17 protein-coding genes are annotated in these 17,617 nt (G+C 68.0%); 11 read left to right on the top strand and 6 right to left on the bottom strand.

What is annotated here, in order from left to right; all coding sequences use genetic code 11:
* The first annotated feature begins 100 nt into the window (after positions 1-100).
* Positions 101-1,309: an acyl-CoA dehydrogenase family protein gene (locus AB0B25_RS24840; RefSeq protein WP_357183871.1), complete on the top strand. Its 1,209-nt coding sequence runs from the start codon at positions 101-103 to the stop codon at positions 1,307-1,309.
* Positions 1,310-1,474: 165 nt separating this feature from the next.
* Here AB0B25_RS24840 and AB0B25_RS24835 read toward each other — a convergent pair whose 3' ends face one another.
* Positions 1,475-2,479 carry a crotonase/enoyl-CoA hydratase family protein gene (locus AB0B25_RS24835; RefSeq protein ID WP_357183894.1) on the bottom strand — a complete coding sequence of 335 codons (1,005 nt, stop codon included), beginning with the start codon at positions 2,477-2,479 and terminating at the stop codon, positions 1,475-1,477.
* 415 nt (positions 2,480-2,894) lie between these two features.
* Between AB0B25_RS24835 and AB0B25_RS24830 the strand changes: the two genes are divergently transcribed.
* Positions 2,895-3,806, top strand: coding sequence for a cutinase family protein (locus AB0B25_RS24830; protein WP_357183868.1), 912 nt, complete (start codon positions 2,895-2,897; stop codon positions 3,804-3,806).
* 10 nt (positions 3,807-3,816) lie between these two features.
* Here the strand turns inward: AB0B25_RS24830 and AB0B25_RS24825 are convergent, their stop codons facing one another.
* Positions 3,817-4,242, bottom strand: coding sequence for a MarR family transcriptional regulator (locus tag AB0B25_RS24825; protein WP_357183865.1), 426 nt, complete (start codon positions 4,240-4,242; stop codon positions 3,817-3,819).
* Here AB0B25_RS24825 and AB0B25_RS24820 point away from each other — a divergent pair.
* Positions 4,153-4,683 (top strand): class III extradiol ring-cleavage dioxygenase, encoded by a 531-nt coding sequence (locus tag AB0B25_RS24820; RefSeq protein WP_357183862.1) that lies wholly within the window; start codon positions 4,153-4,155, stop codon positions 4,681-4,683. The genes AB0B25_RS24825 and AB0B25_RS24820 overlap by 90 nt on opposite strands.
* A gap of 122 nt (positions 4,684-4,805) precedes the next feature.
* Here AB0B25_RS24820 and AB0B25_RS24815 read toward each other — a convergent pair whose 3' ends face one another.
* Positions 4,806-5,348 carry an Rv3235 family protein gene (locus AB0B25_RS24815; protein WP_357183859.1) on the bottom strand — a complete coding sequence of 181 codons (543 nt, stop codon included), beginning with the start codon at positions 5,346-5,348 and terminating at the stop codon, positions 4,806-4,808.
* 331 nt (positions 5,349-5,679) lie between these two features.
* Between AB0B25_RS24815 and AB0B25_RS24810 the strand changes: the two genes are divergently transcribed.
* The 4 genes from AB0B25_RS24810 to AB0B25_RS24795 all read left to right on the top strand — a co-directional run bounded on the left by AB0B25_RS24810 (position 5,680) and on the right by AB0B25_RS24795 (position 9,360).
* Entirely contained in the window at positions 5,680-6,945 is a 1,266-nt protein-coding gene (locus AB0B25_RS24810) for an alpha/beta hydrolase (protein ID WP_357183858.1), read from the top strand.
* A gap of 104 nt (positions 6,946-7,049) precedes the next feature.
* Positions 7,050-8,144 carry an LLM class flavin-dependent oxidoreductase gene (locus AB0B25_RS24805; RefSeq protein ID WP_357183855.1) on the top strand — a complete coding sequence of 365 codons (1,095 nt, stop codon included), beginning with the start codon at positions 7,050-7,052 and terminating at the stop codon, positions 8,142-8,144.
* The gene (locus tag AB0B25_RS24800; protein ID WP_357183852.1) at positions 8,141-8,740 is read left to right on the top strand and encodes an FMN reductase; all 600 of its coding nucleotides are present in this window, start codon (positions 8,141-8,143) and stop codon (positions 8,738-8,740) included. The genes AB0B25_RS24805 and AB0B25_RS24800 overlap by 4 nt, the downstream gene beginning before the upstream one ends.
* 71 nt (positions 8,741-8,811) lie before the next feature.
* Complete coding sequence (locus AB0B25_RS24795; protein ID WP_357183849.1) at positions 8,812-9,360, top strand: YceI family protein; 549 nt, start codon at positions 8,812-8,814, stop codon at positions 9,358-9,360.
* Positions 9,361-9,412: 52 nt separating this feature from the next.
* On the opposite strand, the gene AB0B25_RS24790 is transcribed toward AB0B25_RS24795, so the two are convergent.
* Positions 9,413-10,252, bottom strand: a complete 840-nt coding sequence (locus tag AB0B25_RS24790; protein WP_357183846.1) for a DUF72 domain-containing protein — start codon at positions 10,250-10,252, stop codon at positions 9,413-9,415.
* A 303-nt stretch (positions 10,253-10,555) separates the two neighbouring features.
* On the opposite strand from AB0B25_RS24790, the gene AB0B25_RS24785 reads away from it, so the two are divergent.
* Both AB0B25_RS24785 and AB0B25_RS24780 read left to right on the top strand, forming a co-directional pair.
* Entirely contained in the window at positions 10,556-11,230 is a 675-nt protein-coding gene (locus AB0B25_RS24785; RefSeq protein ID WP_357183844.1) for a methyltransferase domain-containing protein, read from the top strand.
* A gap of 197 nt (positions 11,231-11,427) precedes the next feature.
* Positions 11,428-12,648 carry an Ig-like domain-containing protein gene (locus AB0B25_RS24780; protein ID WP_357183841.1) on the top strand — a complete coding sequence of 407 codons (1,221 nt, stop codon included), beginning with the start codon at positions 11,428-11,430 and terminating at the stop codon, positions 12,646-12,648.
* Between the two features lie 352 nt (positions 12,649-13,000).
* Here AB0B25_RS24780 and AB0B25_RS24775 read toward each other — a convergent pair whose 3' ends face one another.
* Entirely contained in the window at positions 13,001-13,654 is a 654-nt protein-coding gene (locus AB0B25_RS24775; RefSeq protein WP_357183838.1) for an SDR family NAD(P)-dependent oxidoreductase, read from the bottom strand.
* A gap of 208 nt (positions 13,655-13,862) precedes the next feature.
* On the opposite strand from AB0B25_RS24775, the gene AB0B25_RS24770 reads away from it, so the two are divergent.
* Positions 13,863-15,494: an LCP family protein gene (locus tag AB0B25_RS24770; RefSeq protein WP_357183835.1), complete on the top strand. Its 1,632-nt coding sequence runs from the start codon at positions 13,863-13,865 to the stop codon at positions 15,492-15,494.
* A 30-nt stretch (positions 15,495-15,524) separates the two neighbouring features.
* On the opposite strand, the gene AB0B25_RS24765 is transcribed toward AB0B25_RS24770, so the two are convergent.
* Positions 15,525-15,977, bottom strand: a complete 453-nt coding sequence (locus tag AB0B25_RS24765; RefSeq protein WP_357183832.1) for an SRPBCC family protein — start codon at positions 15,975-15,977, stop codon at positions 15,525-15,527.
* Between the two features lie 201 nt (positions 15,978-16,178).
* Here AB0B25_RS24765 and AB0B25_RS24760 point away from each other — a divergent pair, with 201 nt between their 5' ends.
* Positions 16,179-17,600 (top strand): amidase, encoded by a 1,422-nt coding sequence (locus AB0B25_RS24760; protein WP_357183829.1) that lies wholly within the window; start codon positions 16,179-16,181, stop codon positions 17,598-17,600.
* Positions 17,601-17,617 lie beyond the last annotated feature (17 nt).

The raw sequence follows: 17,617 nt of genomic DNA, 5'->3' as shown, positions 1-17,617 counted from the left end.
AGTCAGTGCTCACCTTCGCTATCGAGTCAGTGCTCAACAGTATGCTGCCCATGAATCCGACCGGACGCCGAGCAATGCTCAGCGGGCCCCGAGGAGGGGTATGGACTTCACGCATTCCGACCGAGCCGTCCGCCTCACCGACCAGGTGCGGCAATTCGTGCGCGAGGAGATCGAGCCGCGCGAGCACGAGCACGCCGCCTTCCTGCGGGACTCGCCATGGGAGGTCCCCCAGGTGGTCGACGCACTCAAGGACAAGGCGCGGGCCGCCGGCCTGTGGAACCTCTTCCTCCCCGATCCGGACCTGGGAGCAGGGCTGAGCAACGTCGACTACGCACCGATGGCCGAAGCGATGGGCAGTTCCGGCTGGGCGCCTGAGGTGTTCAACTGCAACGCGCCCGACGCCGGCAATGCCGAAGTCCTGCTGCACTACGGCAGCCCGCAGCAGCGACAGGAATGGTTACAACCGCTGCTGGACGGCGCGATCCGCTCCGCCTTCTGCATGACCGAACCCGAGATCGCCTCCTCCGACGCGACCAATATGGCGGCGACCGCCGTCGTCGACGGCACAGAGATCGTGCTCAACGGCCGGAAGTGGTGGAGCACCGGCATCGGCCATCCGCACTGCGCGTTCGTCATCTTCATGGGACTGACCGACCCGGACGCCCATCCGTACCAGCGACACTCCATGGTGCTGGTCCCGCTGGACACGCCCGGCGTGCGGATCGAACGCATGCTCAGCACTTTCGGGTATCTGGACGAACCTTACGGCCACGGCGAGGTCACCTTCACCGATGTTCGGCTTCCGATGGACGCCGTGATCGCCGGGCCTGGACGGGGATTCGAAATCGCGCAGGGCCGCCTCGGTCCCGGCCGCATCCACCACTGCATGCGGGCCATCGGGTTGGCCGAGCGCGCGCTCGAACTGGCCTGCCGCCGCGGCCTGTCCCGCACCGCCTTCGGCAAACGGCTGGTCGATCTCGGCGGGAACCGGGAGCGCATCGCCCACGCGCGCGTCGCGATCGATCAGGCGAGGCTGCTCGTGCTGCACACCGCCTGGCTGCTGGACACGAAAGGACTCCACGGGGCGCGCAACGAGGTCTCCCAGATCAAGGCGGTCGTGCCGAGGATGACCCAGGAGGTGATCGATATGGCGATCCAGTTGCACGGCGGCGCGGGTCTTTCCGACGATTTCCCGCTGGCGCGGGCGTTCGCGGGCATCCGGTCGCTTCGCTTCGCCGACGGCCCCGACGAAGTGCATCTCGGGATGATCGCCCGGCAAGAATTACGCAAATACGGAACCGACCGGTGAACACCGAGTCGACCGGGACGGTCCGCGCCGAGGACGCCGTGGCTGCAGGCCGACCGCCCGACCGGGACAACGCGAGCCGTGGCGAACCCTGAGGAACTCCCCAGCCACCGGGCACGCGCGGCGGCCCCCGCCGTCGTATCCAGTTCACCCGGCAGTGCGCGGGCGCTACTGCCCGGATCGATCGCGTTTGTGATCGCCGAACGGCTCGTCGCGCTCCCGCACCGTCGCACGGAAACCTGCCGCGGCGGCCCGCGATTGGAAGGCGTAGCCCTCCCTGGTATGCCGGGCGATGCCGTCGAACACCGTACTGATCATGCCGGAGTTGGCGACACCCTGCTGGTACAGCGCCGAGTTCAGCGCCAGCTTGGCCATCATGAGTTGGTTGACCGGCATTCGGGCGATCCGCGCGACGAATTCCTCGGTGCGCGCGTCGAGTTCGTCGGCGGGGCACGACTCGACCGCGAGTCCCCACTCGACGGCTTGCTTTCCGGTAATGCAGTCACCGGTGAACAGCAGGCGCTTGGCACGCTGGTCACCGAGGCGGTGCGCCCACATACCTGCCGCGGGGATACCCCAGACCCGGGTGGGCGGGTAGCCGATCTTGGTGTCGTCGGCGCAGATGATCTGATCGGCGAACAGGGCGATGTCGCTGCCGCCCGCCACCGCGAAACCGTGCAGCTTGGCCACGGTCGGCTTGTTCGCCTGCAGCAGGCTCGCGAAACCACGGTTGAATCGGCTCATCATCGCGTAGTCGATCATCGGGTCCCACGTGGCGGCGGGATCGTGGTTGCGGCCCTGCACCACCGGATCGACGACCGTCCCCGCCACATCGTCCGGACCGCCGCGCACGACGAAACTCTGCTCGGCGAACATGCTCAGGTCGTAACCGCCACAGAATCCCTTGCCGCGTCCGGACAGCAGGATGACGTGCACCCGGGGATCGAGATCGGCGCGCTCGACGGCATGCGCCAAGTCGTGCGGCGTGTCCGGGGTGATCGCATTGCCCCGCTCCGGGCGGTTGAAGGTGATCCGCGCGATCCGGCCGTCACGCTGGTAGGTCAGCGTCCGGTATTCGCGGTCGCCCTCCGGCTCCGGACGGTCCGCCCATGGCGAGTCCGGGACGTCGGTCCAGTTCCGGTACCACGCGCCCGAACCCTCGTCGTCGGGCATGTCGCTGTCGGTCACTGATTGTCCTTTCCGATGGCGGCCGAGTACCCGCAGTCTGTCCGACAACCATGTGACAGTCGATCGCAGCATCGCGCGCCCGCGCGGTACGGCGATGTCCGACCGCTACAGCCGGGCGAGCATGCCGTCTCGGCCATTGTCGACCAATGGGCCGAGGTGGTGGGCGTCTTGCGCGCGGTTCGCATCGGCGGCCACGCGCCGAGTAACTTACTCGAACTGTGATGTGCGTCACTCCGTAACCCGATTGTGCCCTCTCACACAGCCCCGTTATCCTAACTGGGCATTTGAGACCGAAAGGTCTCAATATCGCCTTCGACGGGGCCGGCCTCCGCACGGCACCGGCGTAGGCCGACACCTGCCGGGGAGCGCCTGCGGCGCGTGGAGTATCAGGAGCAACGCCATGCGATCGAAGTTGATCTCGGCGGCCATCGGCATCGCGGCGCTGATGCTGTCGTCTATCGGGCCCGGCAGCGGGCTCGCCTCCGCCGTCACCGACTCGTGCCCGAGCCTGTATGTGGTTGCGATCCCGGGCACGTGGGAGACCACCGATAACCCGGAGGGAGAGCGCCCAGGGCCCGGGATGCTCGCAGCGGTCACGGACGGACTACCCGACTCGGCGCGCGTGGACTACGTCAGCTACGCCGCGACGGCGTTCCCGTGGGAGAGCGAAGTCTACGGAGCCTCGAAGCGCGAGGCCGTGGACAGCGCACGCGGCATGGTCGCCGCGATGGCCGGGCAGTGCGACGCGACCAGGATCGCGCTGGTCGGATACAGCCAGGGCGCGGACGCCGCCGGCGACCTCGCCGCCGAAATCGGCACCGGCCTCGGGGTCGTGCCGCCGCACCGGATCGCCGCGGTCGGCCTCATCTCCGACCCGCGCCGCTCGCCCACCGACGCGCTGGTCGGGCCGCCGGTGCCCGGCGCGGGCGCGGGCGGGCCCCGGATCGGCGGGTTCGGTTTCGTCAGTCCGCAGACCCGCACCATTTGCGCGATCGGCGATCTCTACTGCTCCACCGCCTCGGACGATTTCGTGACCCGCTTCGCGGGCTTCCTGGCCCAGACGTCCCATCCGGACCCGGCCAACCTGTGGCGTTACCAACTCGAAATGGGCGCCATCGTCAGTGATCTCATGTCTCGCGGCGGGATCACGCTGCTGCAGAGCCAACTGTCCGACCCGGCCAATCAGGAACGCGCCCGCCTGCTCGACGAGTTCTACCGCTCCGAGGCGCACACCCGCTACGGCAGCTACCCCGTAGGCGGCGGGAAGACAGCACTGGCCTGGATGCGCGACTGGCTGCGCTCGCTGGCCTGAACGCCGATCCTCAGGACGCGGCGAGCCGCCGGCCGACCTCGCCGAGCCCTGCCGCGACGGCGGCTTGCTGCGCGGGCGTGAGCACGTCGATCAGTGTCCGGCGAACCGTCGCGACGTGGCCGGGCGCGACCAGCGCCAGGCGCTCCCGGCCGGCTTCGGTGAGCACGGCGACCACTTCGCGCTCGTCCGTCGGGCAGGCTTCGCGGAGCAGCAGACCAGCCTTCTCCAGTTGGGTCACCTGATAGCTCAGCCCACTCTTCGACGTATAGAGCGCGTCGGCGAGTTCGGCCATCCGCAGGCGGCCCTGTGGCGCGTCGGCCAGCCGGACCAGGACCTCGTACTGCGTGTGGGAGAGACCTTCCTGCTTGAGGTGCGGAATCTGCTGCGTGGCCCCGGGGCCACGGTGGCCGACGTCGCCGACCGAGGGCTCGACCACGGCGCCTACGTGCCGCTGAAGGCGATGTATCCGGACGCCGACGTCCCGGTGCTGCAACTGTCGATGCCGACGCTGCAGCCGCGAGCGCTGATGGACATCGGCCGTAAGCTGGCGCCGCTGCGCGAGGAAGGCGTGCTGATCATCGGCAGCGGATTCTTCACGCACAACCTGCGCGCCATGACGACCGACGACGAGCAGGTCTACCCGTTCACCGCCGAATTCGACGATTGGGGACGCGAGACGCTGGCCGCCCGCGATCTGGACGCCTTGCTCGACTTCGAACACAAGGCGCCGGCGGCGAAGTTCGCCCATCCGCGTGCCGACCACTTCGCGCCGTTGTTCGTCTCGCTCGGCGCGGGCGAGAACGACCTCGACGCCCTGCGCACCGTCATCGACGGCTACTGGTTCGGCATGGCACGCCGATCCATCCAACTCGGCTGAGCCGCCGTAACGAAAGACACATGACCGGGCATCCGACGCACCGAGCGGCCTTGTCGCGCCGCGCCCGGCCGCCGACCCGGAACGGACCGTGATGCGCCATGACCTGAGAACTCGCTCGCGTGTCATCGGATGCGCAATGCCGTCAGCCGCCACCCCGCGGACCGCGTGCGTGCGATCCGCGCCGCCAGCGCGAAATGCCGCGCGCCGCGGGAGTACCCGGCGTAGACCTCGGCGGTCTTGACGTCCACCAGCGTTACGCTCACCCGGATCGGCACCGCGCCACCGAGCGAGCGGCCCGGCACGAGATCGGCGCCGATCAAGGTTCGCACCGCGGCGATCACCGTCGGGTCGGCGACCCCTGCCAATTGCGACACCGGCCGCCTGCGGTCGAGCACCTCCAGCACCACACGCACCACTGTCTCGGCGAAACGTCGTGCCGCCGAATGGGTTTGGTCGTCATGCGCGGTGGCCCCGGCATGCGCCCTGTGCATCGCGTTACGCACACCCGCGCTCGCCTGCCCGGACGAGTGCACCCGGGTCCGGCACGGCAATGCGCGCGGCGTGGCCGGATCGAGCGCCCCCCGCTCGGCCTCGGCGCGGCGACGGCTGTCCAACGGCGGCTCCGGATTCGGCGCCGCCGACAACCAATCATGCATCCCAGCCATATGACACCCCTTCGACCCCGATGGCTACGACCTGTAGCGGTCAATTCTGCGGACCCGACAGCGGGTGTCGCGCGTAGTGGGCTACCTGATTGTGCGATAGGTCGCACTCGCCGACGCCCGATCGCGCCGCGATACACCCGGACCGAGGAGCTGGTACGGCGGGGCGATCCGATCCGACGGATTCGATCCGATACCGCTGTGGTGGCTCCGGATTCGACTGGGCAGGTGCGACGTACCGAGCGAACGAGGAACGCAGTCACCAGCACCGGCTAGAGGAGGGCGGCGCACCTATGTTGGAGTGATCACTCACCAGACGAGGCGGAGATCCTGGATGACCGACGAGCAAGGACCGGACGTGGCGGTATCCGGGAAGCCAGCGGCGGTACCGGCGGTCGGTGGCCGGCGGCGCCTGACCCGGGTCGGCCTGCTGACGATCGCGGCCGTGCTCTCCGCATACCTTGTGCTCGGCCACGTCGTGGCGGTCCTTCCGGTCCACTGGGTTATGCCGCTGCTGCGCAACGCGATCACACAATCGGCCGTGCTGCTGCTGGGCGCGGTCCGCGACGCAGCCGGCTCGTGGAACATGGTGCTCGCGGTGGTCGCGATCGGGCTCGCGCTGGCGGCACTGCGGCGCAGCGATCGCGGGCGGCGCCTCGCGGGCACGGTGGCCGCGGCGGCGGCGACCGGCTTGGTCCTGTCGGTGACAACCACCGTGGTGTTGATGTGCGCGGCGAACAACGCGGTGGGCGCATGGGTCCTGTTCGCCCCGGCCGTGCCGTTCGGCGTCGTGGGCGACGCGCCCGACGAGACGGTCACCTACGCGACCATCGAGGGCAGCACGGTCCAGGCGGATCTCTACCTTCCCGCACCCGGTGGCGCACCGGCCCCGCTGGTGGTCAGCATCCACGGCGGCGCGTTCATCGGCGGCAGCAGAGGCACCAACGCCTACACCACCTGGCTGGCCGAGAACGGCTACGCCGTGCTCGACGTCGACTACCGCCTGTCCGACGAGGCCAACCACCGCTGGGACACCCAGGACGCCGACATCGGTTGCGCGCTGACCTTCGCCACGGCGCACGCTCAGCAGTACAACCTGGACTCGAGCCGGGTCGCGACCTTCGGCAGCTCGGCCGGCGGCAATCTCGCGATCAACGTGGCCAACAAGATCAACGCGGGCACCCTCCGGCCCAGCTGCGGCACCGCCGACCAGTTACCCCGCGTGCGGGCCGCGATGGCGCTCTACCCAGTCGTCGATCTCGCCGCTTCCGGCACCGAAACCGCGCTCGGCGTCGACACGGCTGCGCGGCATCTCGGGGGACCCCCCGCGCAGTACCCCGACCGCTACACCGCGGCGGACTCCGCGCCGCACATCACCGACAAGTCGCCGCCGACGCTGCTTGTCCAGGGCGCCAGCGACCACCTCGTGCTCGCCGACCACACCGCGGCCTTCGCCGCCGCCCTCACCGCGACGGGCATTCCGAACCGGTACGTCGAACTGCCCTTCCTCGACCACGCCTTCGGCTCCACCGAACTCGACGTGGGCGCCCGGGTCACCCGCGGCCTCGCCCTGACCTGGCTGCAGGAATATCTGCCGTAATCGAGACCACACCACCACGCCGGGAATAGCGCGATACCCCCTCCCGTTGCATTGGTTGCCATATCCACCAAATTGCTGTCAGACTGGGTACCAGAGGAGGCATCGTGCAGTTCGGGATTTTCACCGTCGGTGACGTGACGACCGATCCGACCACCGGCCGGACGCCGAGTGAGCACGAGCGCATCACGGCCATGGTGACGATCGCGCAGAAGGCCGAAGAGGTCGGGCTGGACGTGTTCGCCACCGGCGAGCATCACAACCCGCCGTTCGTGCCGTCGTCGCCGACGACCATGCTCGGCTACATCGCGGCCCGGACCGAGCGGCTCCAGCTGTCCACCGCGACGACGCTGATCACCACGAACGATCCGGTCAAGATCGCCGAGGATTTCGCGATGCTGCAACACCTGGCCGGCGGCCGGGTCGACCTGATGCTCGGCCGCGGCAACACCGGACCGGTGTATCCCTGGTTCGGCAAAGACATTCGCGACGGCATCTCGCTCGCGATCGAGAACTACCACCTACTGCATCGACTCTGGCGCGAGGACGTGGTCGACTGGGAGGGGAAGTTCCGCACCCCGCTGCAGTCGTTCACCTCGACCCCGCGTCCACTGGATGGTGTTGCGCCGTTCGTCTGGCACGGCTCGATTCGAAGCCCGGAGATCGCGGAGCAAGCCGCCTACTACGGCGACGGGTTCTTCGCCAACAACATCTTCTGGCCGAAAGAGCACTTCCAGCGGTTGATCGCACTGTATCGACAGCGCTACGAGCACTACGGTCACGGCGCGGCCGACCAGGCGATCGTCGGCTTGGGCGGGCAAGTGTTCATGCGCAAGAATTCGCAGGACGCGGTTCGCGAGTTCCGGCCCTATTTCGACAACGCACCCGTATATGGACACGGGCCGTCGTTGGAGGATTTCACCGAGCAGACGCCGCTGACCGTGGGCAGTCCGCAAGAGGTCATCGACAAGACGCTGACCTTCCGCGAGTCGTTCGGCGACTACCAGCGGCAGCTGTTCCTGATGGACCATGCGGGGCTTCCGCTGAAAACCGTGCTGGAGCAACTGGATCTCCTGGGCGCGGAGGTAGTCCCGGTGCTGCGCAAGGAATTCGAGGCCCTGCGACCGGCGCACGTCCCGGACGCACCGACCCACGCGTCGTTGGTCCTGGCCCGCGACGCCGCACTGGGGGCGACTCGATGACCCGGATCGCCGTGGTCTCCGCCGGCGTGTCCCAACCCTCGTCGACCCGACTGCTGGCCGATCGACTGGCCGCGGCCGCGGACCGAGCGCTGTCGTCGCGCGGCGGGGACGTGTCCTTCGATGTCATCGAAATGCGTAGTCATGCCCACGATCTGGCCAACTCACTGTTGACCGGATTCGCGGCGGGTGGGCTACGCGAGACGGTCGACGCGGTCACCACCGCCGATGGGCTGATCGCCGTCACGCCGATCTTCAACGCGTCCTACAGCGGCCTGTTCAAACTGTTCTTCGATGTGCTGGAATCGGATTCGCTCGCCGGGATGCCGGTGCTGATCGGTGCGACCGGCGGCTCCGCGCGGCATTCCCTTGCCCTCGAACACGCGGTGCGGCCGATGTTCAGCTATCTGCGCGCAGTGGTCGTGCCGACGTCTGTGTACGCGGCATCCGAGGATTGGGCCTCGGCGGAGGCGGACGGACTGAACGTCCGCATCGACCGTGCCGCAACGGAATTCGCGGCCACGGTGGCGACCACGCAGCCGCGTCGCGGCATCGATCCGTACGACGATCCGGTACCGTTCGCCCAGCTGCTCGCCTGACCCGTACGACCATTCACCGACCAACCACCTGTCCACGTAATTGAAATCTCAACTATATGAAGGAGAACATTATGACCACCGGAACCACCAACGCGCTGACCGCGGGTACCTGGGCCATCGATCCGACGCACTCCACCCTCGGCTTCTCGGTGCGCCACCTGATGGTCAGCAAGGTGCGCGGCCGCTTCACGGACTTCTCCGGCACGTTGGTCATCGGCGCGGACGGCGCCGCATCGGCCGACGTCGAGATCCGGGTCGACTCGATCACCACCGACAACGAACAGCGCGATGGGCACCTGCGCACCGCGGACTTCTTCCACGCCGAGGAATTCCCGGTAGCCACATTCAAGTCCACCGGGTTCCGGGTCAACGGCGGCGATTTCGTGGTGGACGGCGAGTTCACCATCCGCGGCGTCACCAAGCCGGTCACGCTCGATGTCGAATTCCTCGGCGTGAACCCCGGCATGGGCCAGGGCCCGGTCGCCGGCTTCGAAGCCAAGACCGTGATCAATCGCCGCGACTTCGGCATCACCATCGACATGCCGCTGCCCGACGGCGGCGCGGTGATCGGCGACAAGATCACCCTGAGCCTGGAGGTCGAGGTCGCGCTGCAGTCCTGATCGAGCGAGCGTTCCCGCAGGAGATCGGGTCTTCTGCGGGAACGTTTTCCGGTCAGAACAGGGTCATCGGCTCGGTCGGCGTCGGCTCGGGCAGCGGCTCGAGTTCCGGCAGCCGCGCACGGACCTCATCGTGGAAACGGCGGGCCAATCCCAATGCGGCGGCATTGTCCGGAGTGTGGATGAACACGGTCGGCGACCTGCCTTCGCGCAGCCAGGCACAGACCGTCGCGATCCACGGTTGCCAGCCGTCGACGGTCTGCTCGAGGTCGTCGCGGCCGTGATACCGCACGATCGGAAACTCCGTCACGGCGCGCATCCGGCGTGGCACCCGCGGCTTCTTCCCCCACGCCTCCCGCTCGCCCGCACTGACCGGCGCAGCGCCGAAAAGCACTGTCGTGTCGAACGGTATCCACTCGGCGCCGACTCGGGACAACACGTACTCCAGCTGCCGCGCCGCCTGCTCGTCGGCGAAAAACGCGGGATGCCTGACCTCGACGGCGGCCCGATAGCCGCCCGGCATTCGGCGCAGGAAAGAAGCCAGCGCGCCGAGATCGGTCGGCCCGAACGAACCGGGCAGTTGCACCCACAGCGCGTGGATGCGCTCACCCAGCGGCTGCATCGAGGTGAGGAACGATCGCAGGTCCTCGTCGGCGCCGATCAGCCTGCGCTCGTGGGTGATCGGCTTGGGCAGCTTGATCACGAAGCGGAACTCGGGATGGGATTGCTTCGCCCACGATTCCACCGTGCTGCGCGACGGCGTCGCGTAGAACGTCGTATTCCCCTCGACCGCGTTGCACCACGTGGCGTAGAACCGCAGCCGCTCGCCCGGCGCGAGCTGCCGGTCCTGCCACGCCGCGTGCGTCCACATCGCACAACCCACGTGAAGCCGCATGTCTGTGACGCTAACGCAGACGCCTGACCGGGGACCACGGGCGGTGGGGCGAGGATCGATATCGGTGGTGCGCCGAGGTGGGACGCGACATGTTCACGTCCCCTGTCACCGGTTCGATACCACCGATGACCCCTGGGTAATCGTGGCGATATCGAGAGCCCCACGACCAACCATGCGACAGGGCGTCGAACACGGTGAAATCCTGCGGCACAAAGAATAAAGCGATGTGGAGCGTCCGTGTCGGTCCCACGACCCGGCTCCACCGCTTGACCTCAACCACGCTCGAGGGCGGACTATGGAGTCATGACTCGACCCACTGGTACCTGGAATTCCGCCTACGACGACGACACCGCGCCCTGGGTGATCGGCGCGCCACAGCCCGCCATCGTCGAACTCGAGCGAGCGGGGCGGATTACGGGGCGCGTGTTGGACCCCGGGTGCGGCGCGGGCGAGCACACGATTCTGCTGACCCGCCTCGGGTACGACGTGCGTGGGATCGACATGTCGACCAGCGCCGTGGCCCATGCGCGCGCCAATGCGGCGGCGCAGGGAGTCTCCCACGCCACGTTCGAGGTGGCAGACGTGCTCACACTCGGTGACCGACCGGATTTCGCCGGTGCCCCGGCCGGCTCGGCGCCCGCGTTCGACACCATCGTCGACAGCGCGCTGTTCCACGTTTTCAGGACCGAGGACGAGGCACGCGCCGCATACGTCCGGAGTCTGCACGCGATCTGCAAGCCGGGTGGCACGGTCCATGTTCTCGCACTCTCGGATGCCGAATCGGGCTTCGGCCCCCGGATCAGCGATACGCTGATCCGGCATTCGTTCCGCGACGGCTGGACGGTGGAAGATCTCGTGCCCACGCGATACCGAGGACGGATCACCGACGCGGTGGCCCACGAGGCAGCGCACTTGCAGGTCTCCGAGTCCGGCCAGGTCGACGCTGCCGCGTGGCTGGCCAGGATCCGCCGCCACTGAACTGCGCCGCGCGTCGAACTCCTTCGGGCGCTTCGCTTCCCATCGAGCCGATCGGGCGGACGGTTCCTGTGTAGTGCCTGGGAACCTGTCGTGACCCTGCCTTCGCGTGCGGTTCGCCGGGCGTCGGCCCGGTAAAGTACGGGCCGGGGTAGTACTGAAAGGTGCGCGGGGGCAACGCACGGGTGATAGGAGAATCCATGCCGACCGGCCGCATCCGATCCGGTGTCATCGCAGGGTTCGCCTTGGTGATGACGCTGACAGTGGCGGCGTGTTCGTCCTCGGCGCCCGAGAGTCGGCCGGGCGCCCCCGGCCCGATACCCGCGCCCATCGCCATCACGCCGGGCTCCGGCGCGGATGACGTCGATCCGCTGGCGCCTACCCAGGTGAGCGCGGTCGACGGCCAGCTGACCTCGGTCACGATGACGAACGAACAGGGCAAGATGGTCGAGGGCATATTGACGCCGGACAAGACGACCTGGAAGCCCGCGGAGCCACTCGGTTACGGCCACACCTACACCGTGACGGCCGAAGGACTCACCATCACCGGCAAGACCGGCCCGACCACGTCGACGTTCTCCACGTTGACCCCGCACAACCAGACCAAGGTGTATCTGACCACCACCGGCGGAACGCCGCTGGCCGACGGCGCGACGTTCGGCGTCGGCGCGGTGGTGGTGGCCCACTTCGACGAGGACGTTCCCGACCGTGCCGCCGCCGAGAAGCATCTGTCGGTGACCACAGACCCGCCGGTCGAGGGCTCCTGGTACTGGCTCGACGACCGCAATGTCCATTGGCGGCCCCGTGAGTACTACGCGCCGGGCACCAAGGTCAGCGTCGCGGCGAACATCTACGGAAAGGAACTCGGCCACGGCCTCTACGGCCAAGAGGACACCAAGACCACATTCACCATCGGCGCTGCGCATGTCTCGATCTCCGACGACAACACCAAGCAGATCCAGGTCTTCGAGAACGGCAAACTGATCCGCACCATGCCGACCTCGATGGGCATGGGTGGCAGCGAAGTGGTCGCGGGCAAGACCATCACGTTCTGGACCCAGCCCGGGATCTACACGGTGATGAACAAGGCCAACCCGGTGATCATGGACTCCTCCACCTATGGCCTGCCGATCAACTCCCGCCTGGGCTACAAGGAAGCCATCGGCTGGGCGACCCGGATCAGCACCGATGGCATCTACCTGCATCAGCTCGACTCCACGATCTGGGCACAGGGCAACAGCAACGTCTCGCACGGCTGCCTGAATCTCAGTGGCGAAAACGCCCGATGGTTCTTCGATTTCGCCGTCCCCGGCGATGTCGTGGAGATCCGCAACACCGGGGGCGCTCCGCTGGAGGTCTGGCAGAACGGCGACTGGGGTTTGCCGTGGGACCAGTGGGTGCAGGGCAGTGCGCTGAACTAGCGCACCCGAACCTGACGGTCTCGGCGACACGCTGATCGGTCTTGCCGACGATCGGCGCCTCCACTAGCCTCCTGCTGTCGCAAGACCATTCGGTCTCCAATCCCCGCGCGACAAACCCAGGTGGCACGGGGTGGGACCCGCGTACATGATCGGAGCCGATTCGATGGCGATGCTGTTGTACTACGCACTGCTGCCGCTCTATCTCGCCGAAGCCCTCTTGCACCTGCTGGACTGAGGCGGTCGACGCCGGCCCCGGCGAACTCCCCGCCTTGCGGGCTGATCCGCGCCGGGGAGCTGGGCGTTGTCGAAGACATCCGCCCAACGACGCGGCTGTCGCCGGGCATCCCGTGCATCAGCCGTCGTAGGAGACGTGCGGCGTCCACGCGGCGGCGGGGCGGGTGGCTGCCGCGTACAGCGCCTCGGCGACTCGATCCCGGGTGAACGCTCCCTCGCCGAGCACTCCGTTGATCTGCACCGCGACCGCGCGGATGCCCACGGGCGACAGCGTGGTGTCCAAGCTGGTCACCAAGTTGCGCACGGCCGCCTTCTGCACGCCGAGGGAGGCGGCCTGATTCCACGGCTTGTCCGCGGCCGCACTACCGGTGACCAGCACGCGCGCCCCCTCGGCCAAAAACGGGCGCGCCGACTGAACCGCGGGAAGCAACGCCGCGGCCCCCACGGTGAAGTCCTCGATCAGCTCCGGCACCGACAACTGCAGCGGATCGGCCTGACGGAAGACGCTCGGGTTGAAGTGCAGCACGTCGATGCGTCCGCGGCGCTCCCCTACGCCCGCGACGACCCGGCCCACATCGGCGGGATCGGCGAGGTCCACCCCGACCCCCTCGGCATCGAACCCTTCTCCCCGCAATTGCTCCGCGAGCGGCTCGGCCTCCGCGGCCAAGCGACAGACCAACACCGTGGCGAAGCCATCCCGGGCGAACAGGCGAGCGACCGACAGCCCGATACCGGGACCGGCGCCGAGCACGACAAGCACAGGAACAGTCATACTTCCCGAGCCTAGGTGGACTGCCGTTCGCCCGGCCACGACATGACGATTCGTCGACGGATTGCGGCCGTTCTCTCATCGGTCGACGTCGGTGACCATGGCGGCGGCGCGGGGTGTGCACGGGCCGAAGACGTCACGCCCGGCCATGCGTCCCGACCGTGGGTATTGTCGGATCCAGGACGAGGACGAGGCGTCGAGGAGCGATCCGGTGGAACGTAGGCCGAAACGGATGCCGGCCGGGCCAACCGCCGCGCCGGCCGACGAGGACACCGTCCCGTTTGCTCGGATCAGCGAGCGACCTCGCTCCGCGGTTCCTCGCCACCGCCGTACCGACGTCCCTCGTCGCCGCGGCGCCGAGCCGCGGCGAAAGCCCCTGCGCTCGGCCCGAATCGCGACGCAACTGGTGGCGTCGGCCTGCGCCCTGGCGATCCTGGCCGGAAGCGGATTCGCCTGGTCCGCCGAAACCACTTTCGATCACGGATTCACCCGCACCGATGCCATCGGCCAGGATGCGCCGCGCTCGCTCGGCGGTGACCTGAACATCTTGCTGATCGGCCTGGACACCCGCAAGGACCAGGACGGCAACGACTTACCGAAGCCGATTCTCGACCAGTTGCACGCCGGCGACGGCCTGGAGGGCGGCTACAACGCGAACTCGCTGATCCTGCTGCACATTCCCGCGGACATGCGAAAGATCGTGGCGTTCTCCATCCCGCGCGACGACTACGTCCAGGTCTCCGGTATCCCCGGCTACGACCACGCCAAGATCAAGGAGGCGTACGGCCTGAAGAAGGCCGCCGCGCAGGCCGCGTTGATCGCCTCCGGCGAGAAGAACCCGGTCACTGTGGAGCACGCGGGCCGGGAGGCCGGCCGCGCATCCCTCGTGTCGACGGTGCGCAACCTGGTCGGTGTCCCGATCGACCGCTTCGCCGAGATATCGCTAGCCGGTTTCTACGACCTGGCCACGGCACTCGGCGGTGTGGACGTGTGCCTGAATCACGCCGTGGACGACAGCTTCTACTCGGGCGCCGCCTTTCCGGCCGGGCCGCAGCACCTCGATGGCTCCGATGCGCTCGCGTTCGTCCGGCAGCGCCACGGCCTGGAGAACGGCGACCTCGACCGCACCCACCGGCAGCAGGCGTTTCTGACCTCGGTGGGCAAGTCGCTGAAGGGTTCCGGCACTCTGACCAATATCACCGAGCTCGCCCAGTTGATGGACGTGGCGCACCGGGATGTCGTGCTCTCCGGTGGCTGGAATCTGCTGGACTTCGCACGCGACCTCGGCACCGCGGGAGTGATGCCGGTCGAGTTCCGCACGCTGCCGGTGCTGCGCTACGACACCGTCGACGGCCAGGACGTCAATATTGTCGACGCCGCGGCGATCAAGGAGCAGGTGCGCGCCGCGTTCGACGGCGAAGGGCCGCAGCCCACTCCGGCGCGTCCGCCGACCAGCACCGTCGACGTGCGCAACGCCAGTCACGTCGAAGGTCGAGCCGCCGCGCTCTCCACCGCGTTGACCGCCCGCGGTTACCGGCAGGGCAGCATTGGCAACGGCACCTATGCCGACGACTCCGACACCACGATCGCCTACGGCCCCGGCGCGGAGGCCGACGCCACCCAGCTGGCCGACCTCCTCGGTGGACTCCGCGCCACCGCGTCGCCCGATCTGCTGCCCGGCCACGTCGAGATCGTCATCGGCAGCGATTTCGCCATGCCCGCCGAGTTGGACACGACCTCGGCTACCTCCGAATCCCGGTCGAGTGAGTCGACGGCGCCGACGCCGGACTCGGGCACGCCGGTGACCACCACCCTCGGCGACTCGGTGCCCTGCGTGAACTGACTTGCCCGCGCCTCAGCCCTTGTTCAGCCCTTATTCGACGACGGCCTTGATCCGGTTCAGCGTCTCTCGCATTCCTTCGACATTCGTCTTGCCGCGAGCCCATCCGGCCAGCAACCAGTACATCCGCAGGGCCGGGTTGCTGTGCAACTGGAACGACTCTGTCACGTCGGTACCGCCCTCGACCGGCTCGAAGACATAACGCCAGGTGTTGATCGGTATGCCGCCCGGCCCGAGCACGGTGAAGGCGAACTCACGGCCCGGCTCGCAGGCAATGATCCGGCACACCGTCCAGTACCTCAACCCCCAGCCGTTGCGGTTGACATGCCCACGGAACATGACCCCCACCGCGGGCTCGGTGGCGCCGCCGAGCCATTCCGCGGCGAATGTCTCGGGACTGAACCGTCCGGTGTTCTCGATATCGCTGACCAGCTCCCAGATCGCGTCGGCGGGGGCGGCCATCCGAACTGTCACGCTGTCATGCATGGCCGAACGCTAGCAGGCGGTCCGGCGCGCCGCTGGGACCATTCGACCGGCTGCACACCGAGTGGCCCGGCTGTCCGGATCCGCGACCGAAACCGCGGGGTCGACACTCTGCTCCCTGATGGCGCCGACTCCGGATGCGCGACCGCCACCTTCGTTCCGGCCCGCTCGGGAATGCCTCGTTCAGACATTAGATTCAGTGCCGTGACCCCCGCCGCGAAGATCCCGTTCCCTCCGCGCATCCACGCCTTCACCGATGACGCGCTCGGCGAACACGATGCCGTCGCGCTTGCCGAACTGGTGCGCACGGGAGCCGTCGGGGCGGAAGAACTCGCCGCCGCGGCGGCGGCGCGCGCCGAACAGGTCGAAGAGTTGGCCGCGGTCGCCTACCCGAGCTACTCGACACCACTGTCGCCCGAGGAGCGCGGCGGCGCGTTCTATGGCGTCCCCACCTTCGTGAAAGACAACACGGACGTCGCTGGCATGCCGACCAACCAAGGCACCGCCGCCTTCCACGCCACGCAGGCACGAGAGCACGGCCCCTACACCAGACAGTTGCTCAGCACCGGCGTCACCGTTCTGGGAAAAAGCGCCATGCCCGAGTTCGGGTTCAACGCCAGCACCGAGCCGCCGCATGCTCGTCCGACCCGTAACCCGTGGCATCCGGGCTATTCGGTGGGTGGGTCTTCCGGCGGCGCTGCCGCGCTGGTCGCAGCGGGAGTCGTCCCGATCGCGCACGGCAACGACGGCGGCGGTTCGATCCGGATTCCGGCCGCGTGTGCTGGACTCGTCGGCCTGAAGCCGAGCCGCGGACGCCATGTCGACGCGGGAATGACCCGCGCGCTTCCGATCAACATCGTCAGCGAAGGAGTGCTCACCCGCACAGTGCGGGACACCGCCGCGTATATCGCTGCCGCCGAACGGTATTGGCGCAACCCAGCACTGCCGCCGATCGGTCACGTCGAGGGCCCCGCCGCCCGACGGATGCGGATCGCACTCGTTCTCGACAACCTCGCGGGACCGGTCGCACCCGGACCGATCCGTGCCGCCGTCGAAAAGGTCGCCGCCACACTCGAATCCAGCGGCCACTCGGTCGAGCCGGTGCCGTTGCCGTTCGACGCGAGGCTCGAAACGGACTTCCTGCACTACTGGGGTCTACTCGCGGCCGTGATCACCACGACCGGAAGATTCCTCGATCGACGTTTCGAGGCCGGGCGCGTGGATGACCTGACCACTGGACTGCGCAAGCTCTTCATGCGTCGCGCGCTGCACACCCCGCTCACGCTCTACCGACTACGCGCGGCGGCGGACATCTACCAACGAGCGCTCGGCCCGTTCGACGCGGTGCTGCTTCCGGTCTTGGGCCACACCACACCCGAGCTCGGCCTCCTCAGTCCGACTGTCCCATTCGACGAATTGATCGACCGGTTGCGCACTTACGTCGCTTTCACCCCGATCAACAACATCACCGGCACCCCCGCGATAGCGATCCCGGCGGGCTTGACCGCGGAAGGGTTGCCGATCGGTGTCCAGCTCGCCGCGACCCGCGGCAACGAGCGCACGTTGCTCGAGTTGGCCTACCTGGTCGAGTCCGAGCAACCGTTCCCGAGGTTGAACCGACCTTGATCCGGTGGCCGTGCGCC

It is taken from the genome of Nocardia sp. NPDC049190 (assembly GCF_040648115.1).
Classification (GTDB): Bacteria; Actinomycetota; Actinomycetes; order Mycobacteriales; family Mycobacteriaceae; genus Nocardia.
Note: the sequence above shows the minus strand (reverse complement) of the source record. Positions and strands in the feature narration are given on the sequence as shown.

Bases quoted from the DNA above. Each gene is read 5' to 3' on its own strand.
- AB0B25_RS24840 (WP_357183871.1), top strand. From the start codon at position 101: ATGGACTTCACGCATTCCGACCGAGCCGTCCGCCTCACCGACCAGGTG.
- AB0B25_RS24835 (WP_357183894.1), bottom strand. From the start codon at position 2,479: ATGCCCGACGACGAGGGTTCGGGCGCGTGGTACCGGAACTGGACCGAC.
- AB0B25_RS24830 (WP_357183868.1), top strand. From the start codon at position 2,895: ATGCGATCGAAGTTGATCTCGGCGGCCATCGGCATCGCGGCGCTGATG.
- AB0B25_RS24815 (WP_357183859.1), bottom strand. From the start codon at position 5,348: ATGGCTGGGATGCATGATTGGTTGTCGGCGGCGCCGAATCCGGAGCCG.
- AB0B25_RS24810 (WP_357183858.1), top strand. From the start codon at position 5,680: ATGACCGACGAGCAAGGACCGGACGTGGCGGTATCCGGGAAGCCAGCG.
- AB0B25_RS24800 (WP_357183852.1), top strand. From the start codon at position 8,141: ATGACCCGGATCGCCGTGGTCTCCGCCGGCGTGTCCCAACCCTCGTCG.
- AB0B25_RS24795 (WP_357183849.1), top strand. From the start codon at position 8,812: ATGACCACCGGAACCACCAACGCGCTGACCGCGGGTACCTGGGCCATC.
- AB0B25_RS24790 (WP_357183846.1), bottom strand. From the start codon at position 10,252: ATGCGGCTTCACGTGGGTTGTGCGATGTGGACGCACGCGGCGTGGCAG.
- AB0B25_RS24785 (WP_357183844.1), top strand. From the start codon at position 10,556: ATGACTCGACCCACTGGTACCTGGAATTCCGCCTACGACGACGACACC.
- AB0B25_RS24780 (WP_357183841.1), top strand. From the start codon at position 11,428: ATGCCGACCGGCCGCATCCGATCCGGTGTCATCGCAGGGTTCGCCTTG.
- AB0B25_RS24775 (WP_357183838.1), bottom strand. From the start codon at position 13,654: ATGACTGTTCCTGTGCTTGTCGTGCTCGGCGCCGGTCCCGGTATCGGG.
- AB0B25_RS24765 (WP_357183832.1), bottom strand. From the start codon at position 15,977: ATGCATGACAGCGTGACAGTTCGGATGGCCGCCCCCGCCGACGCGATC.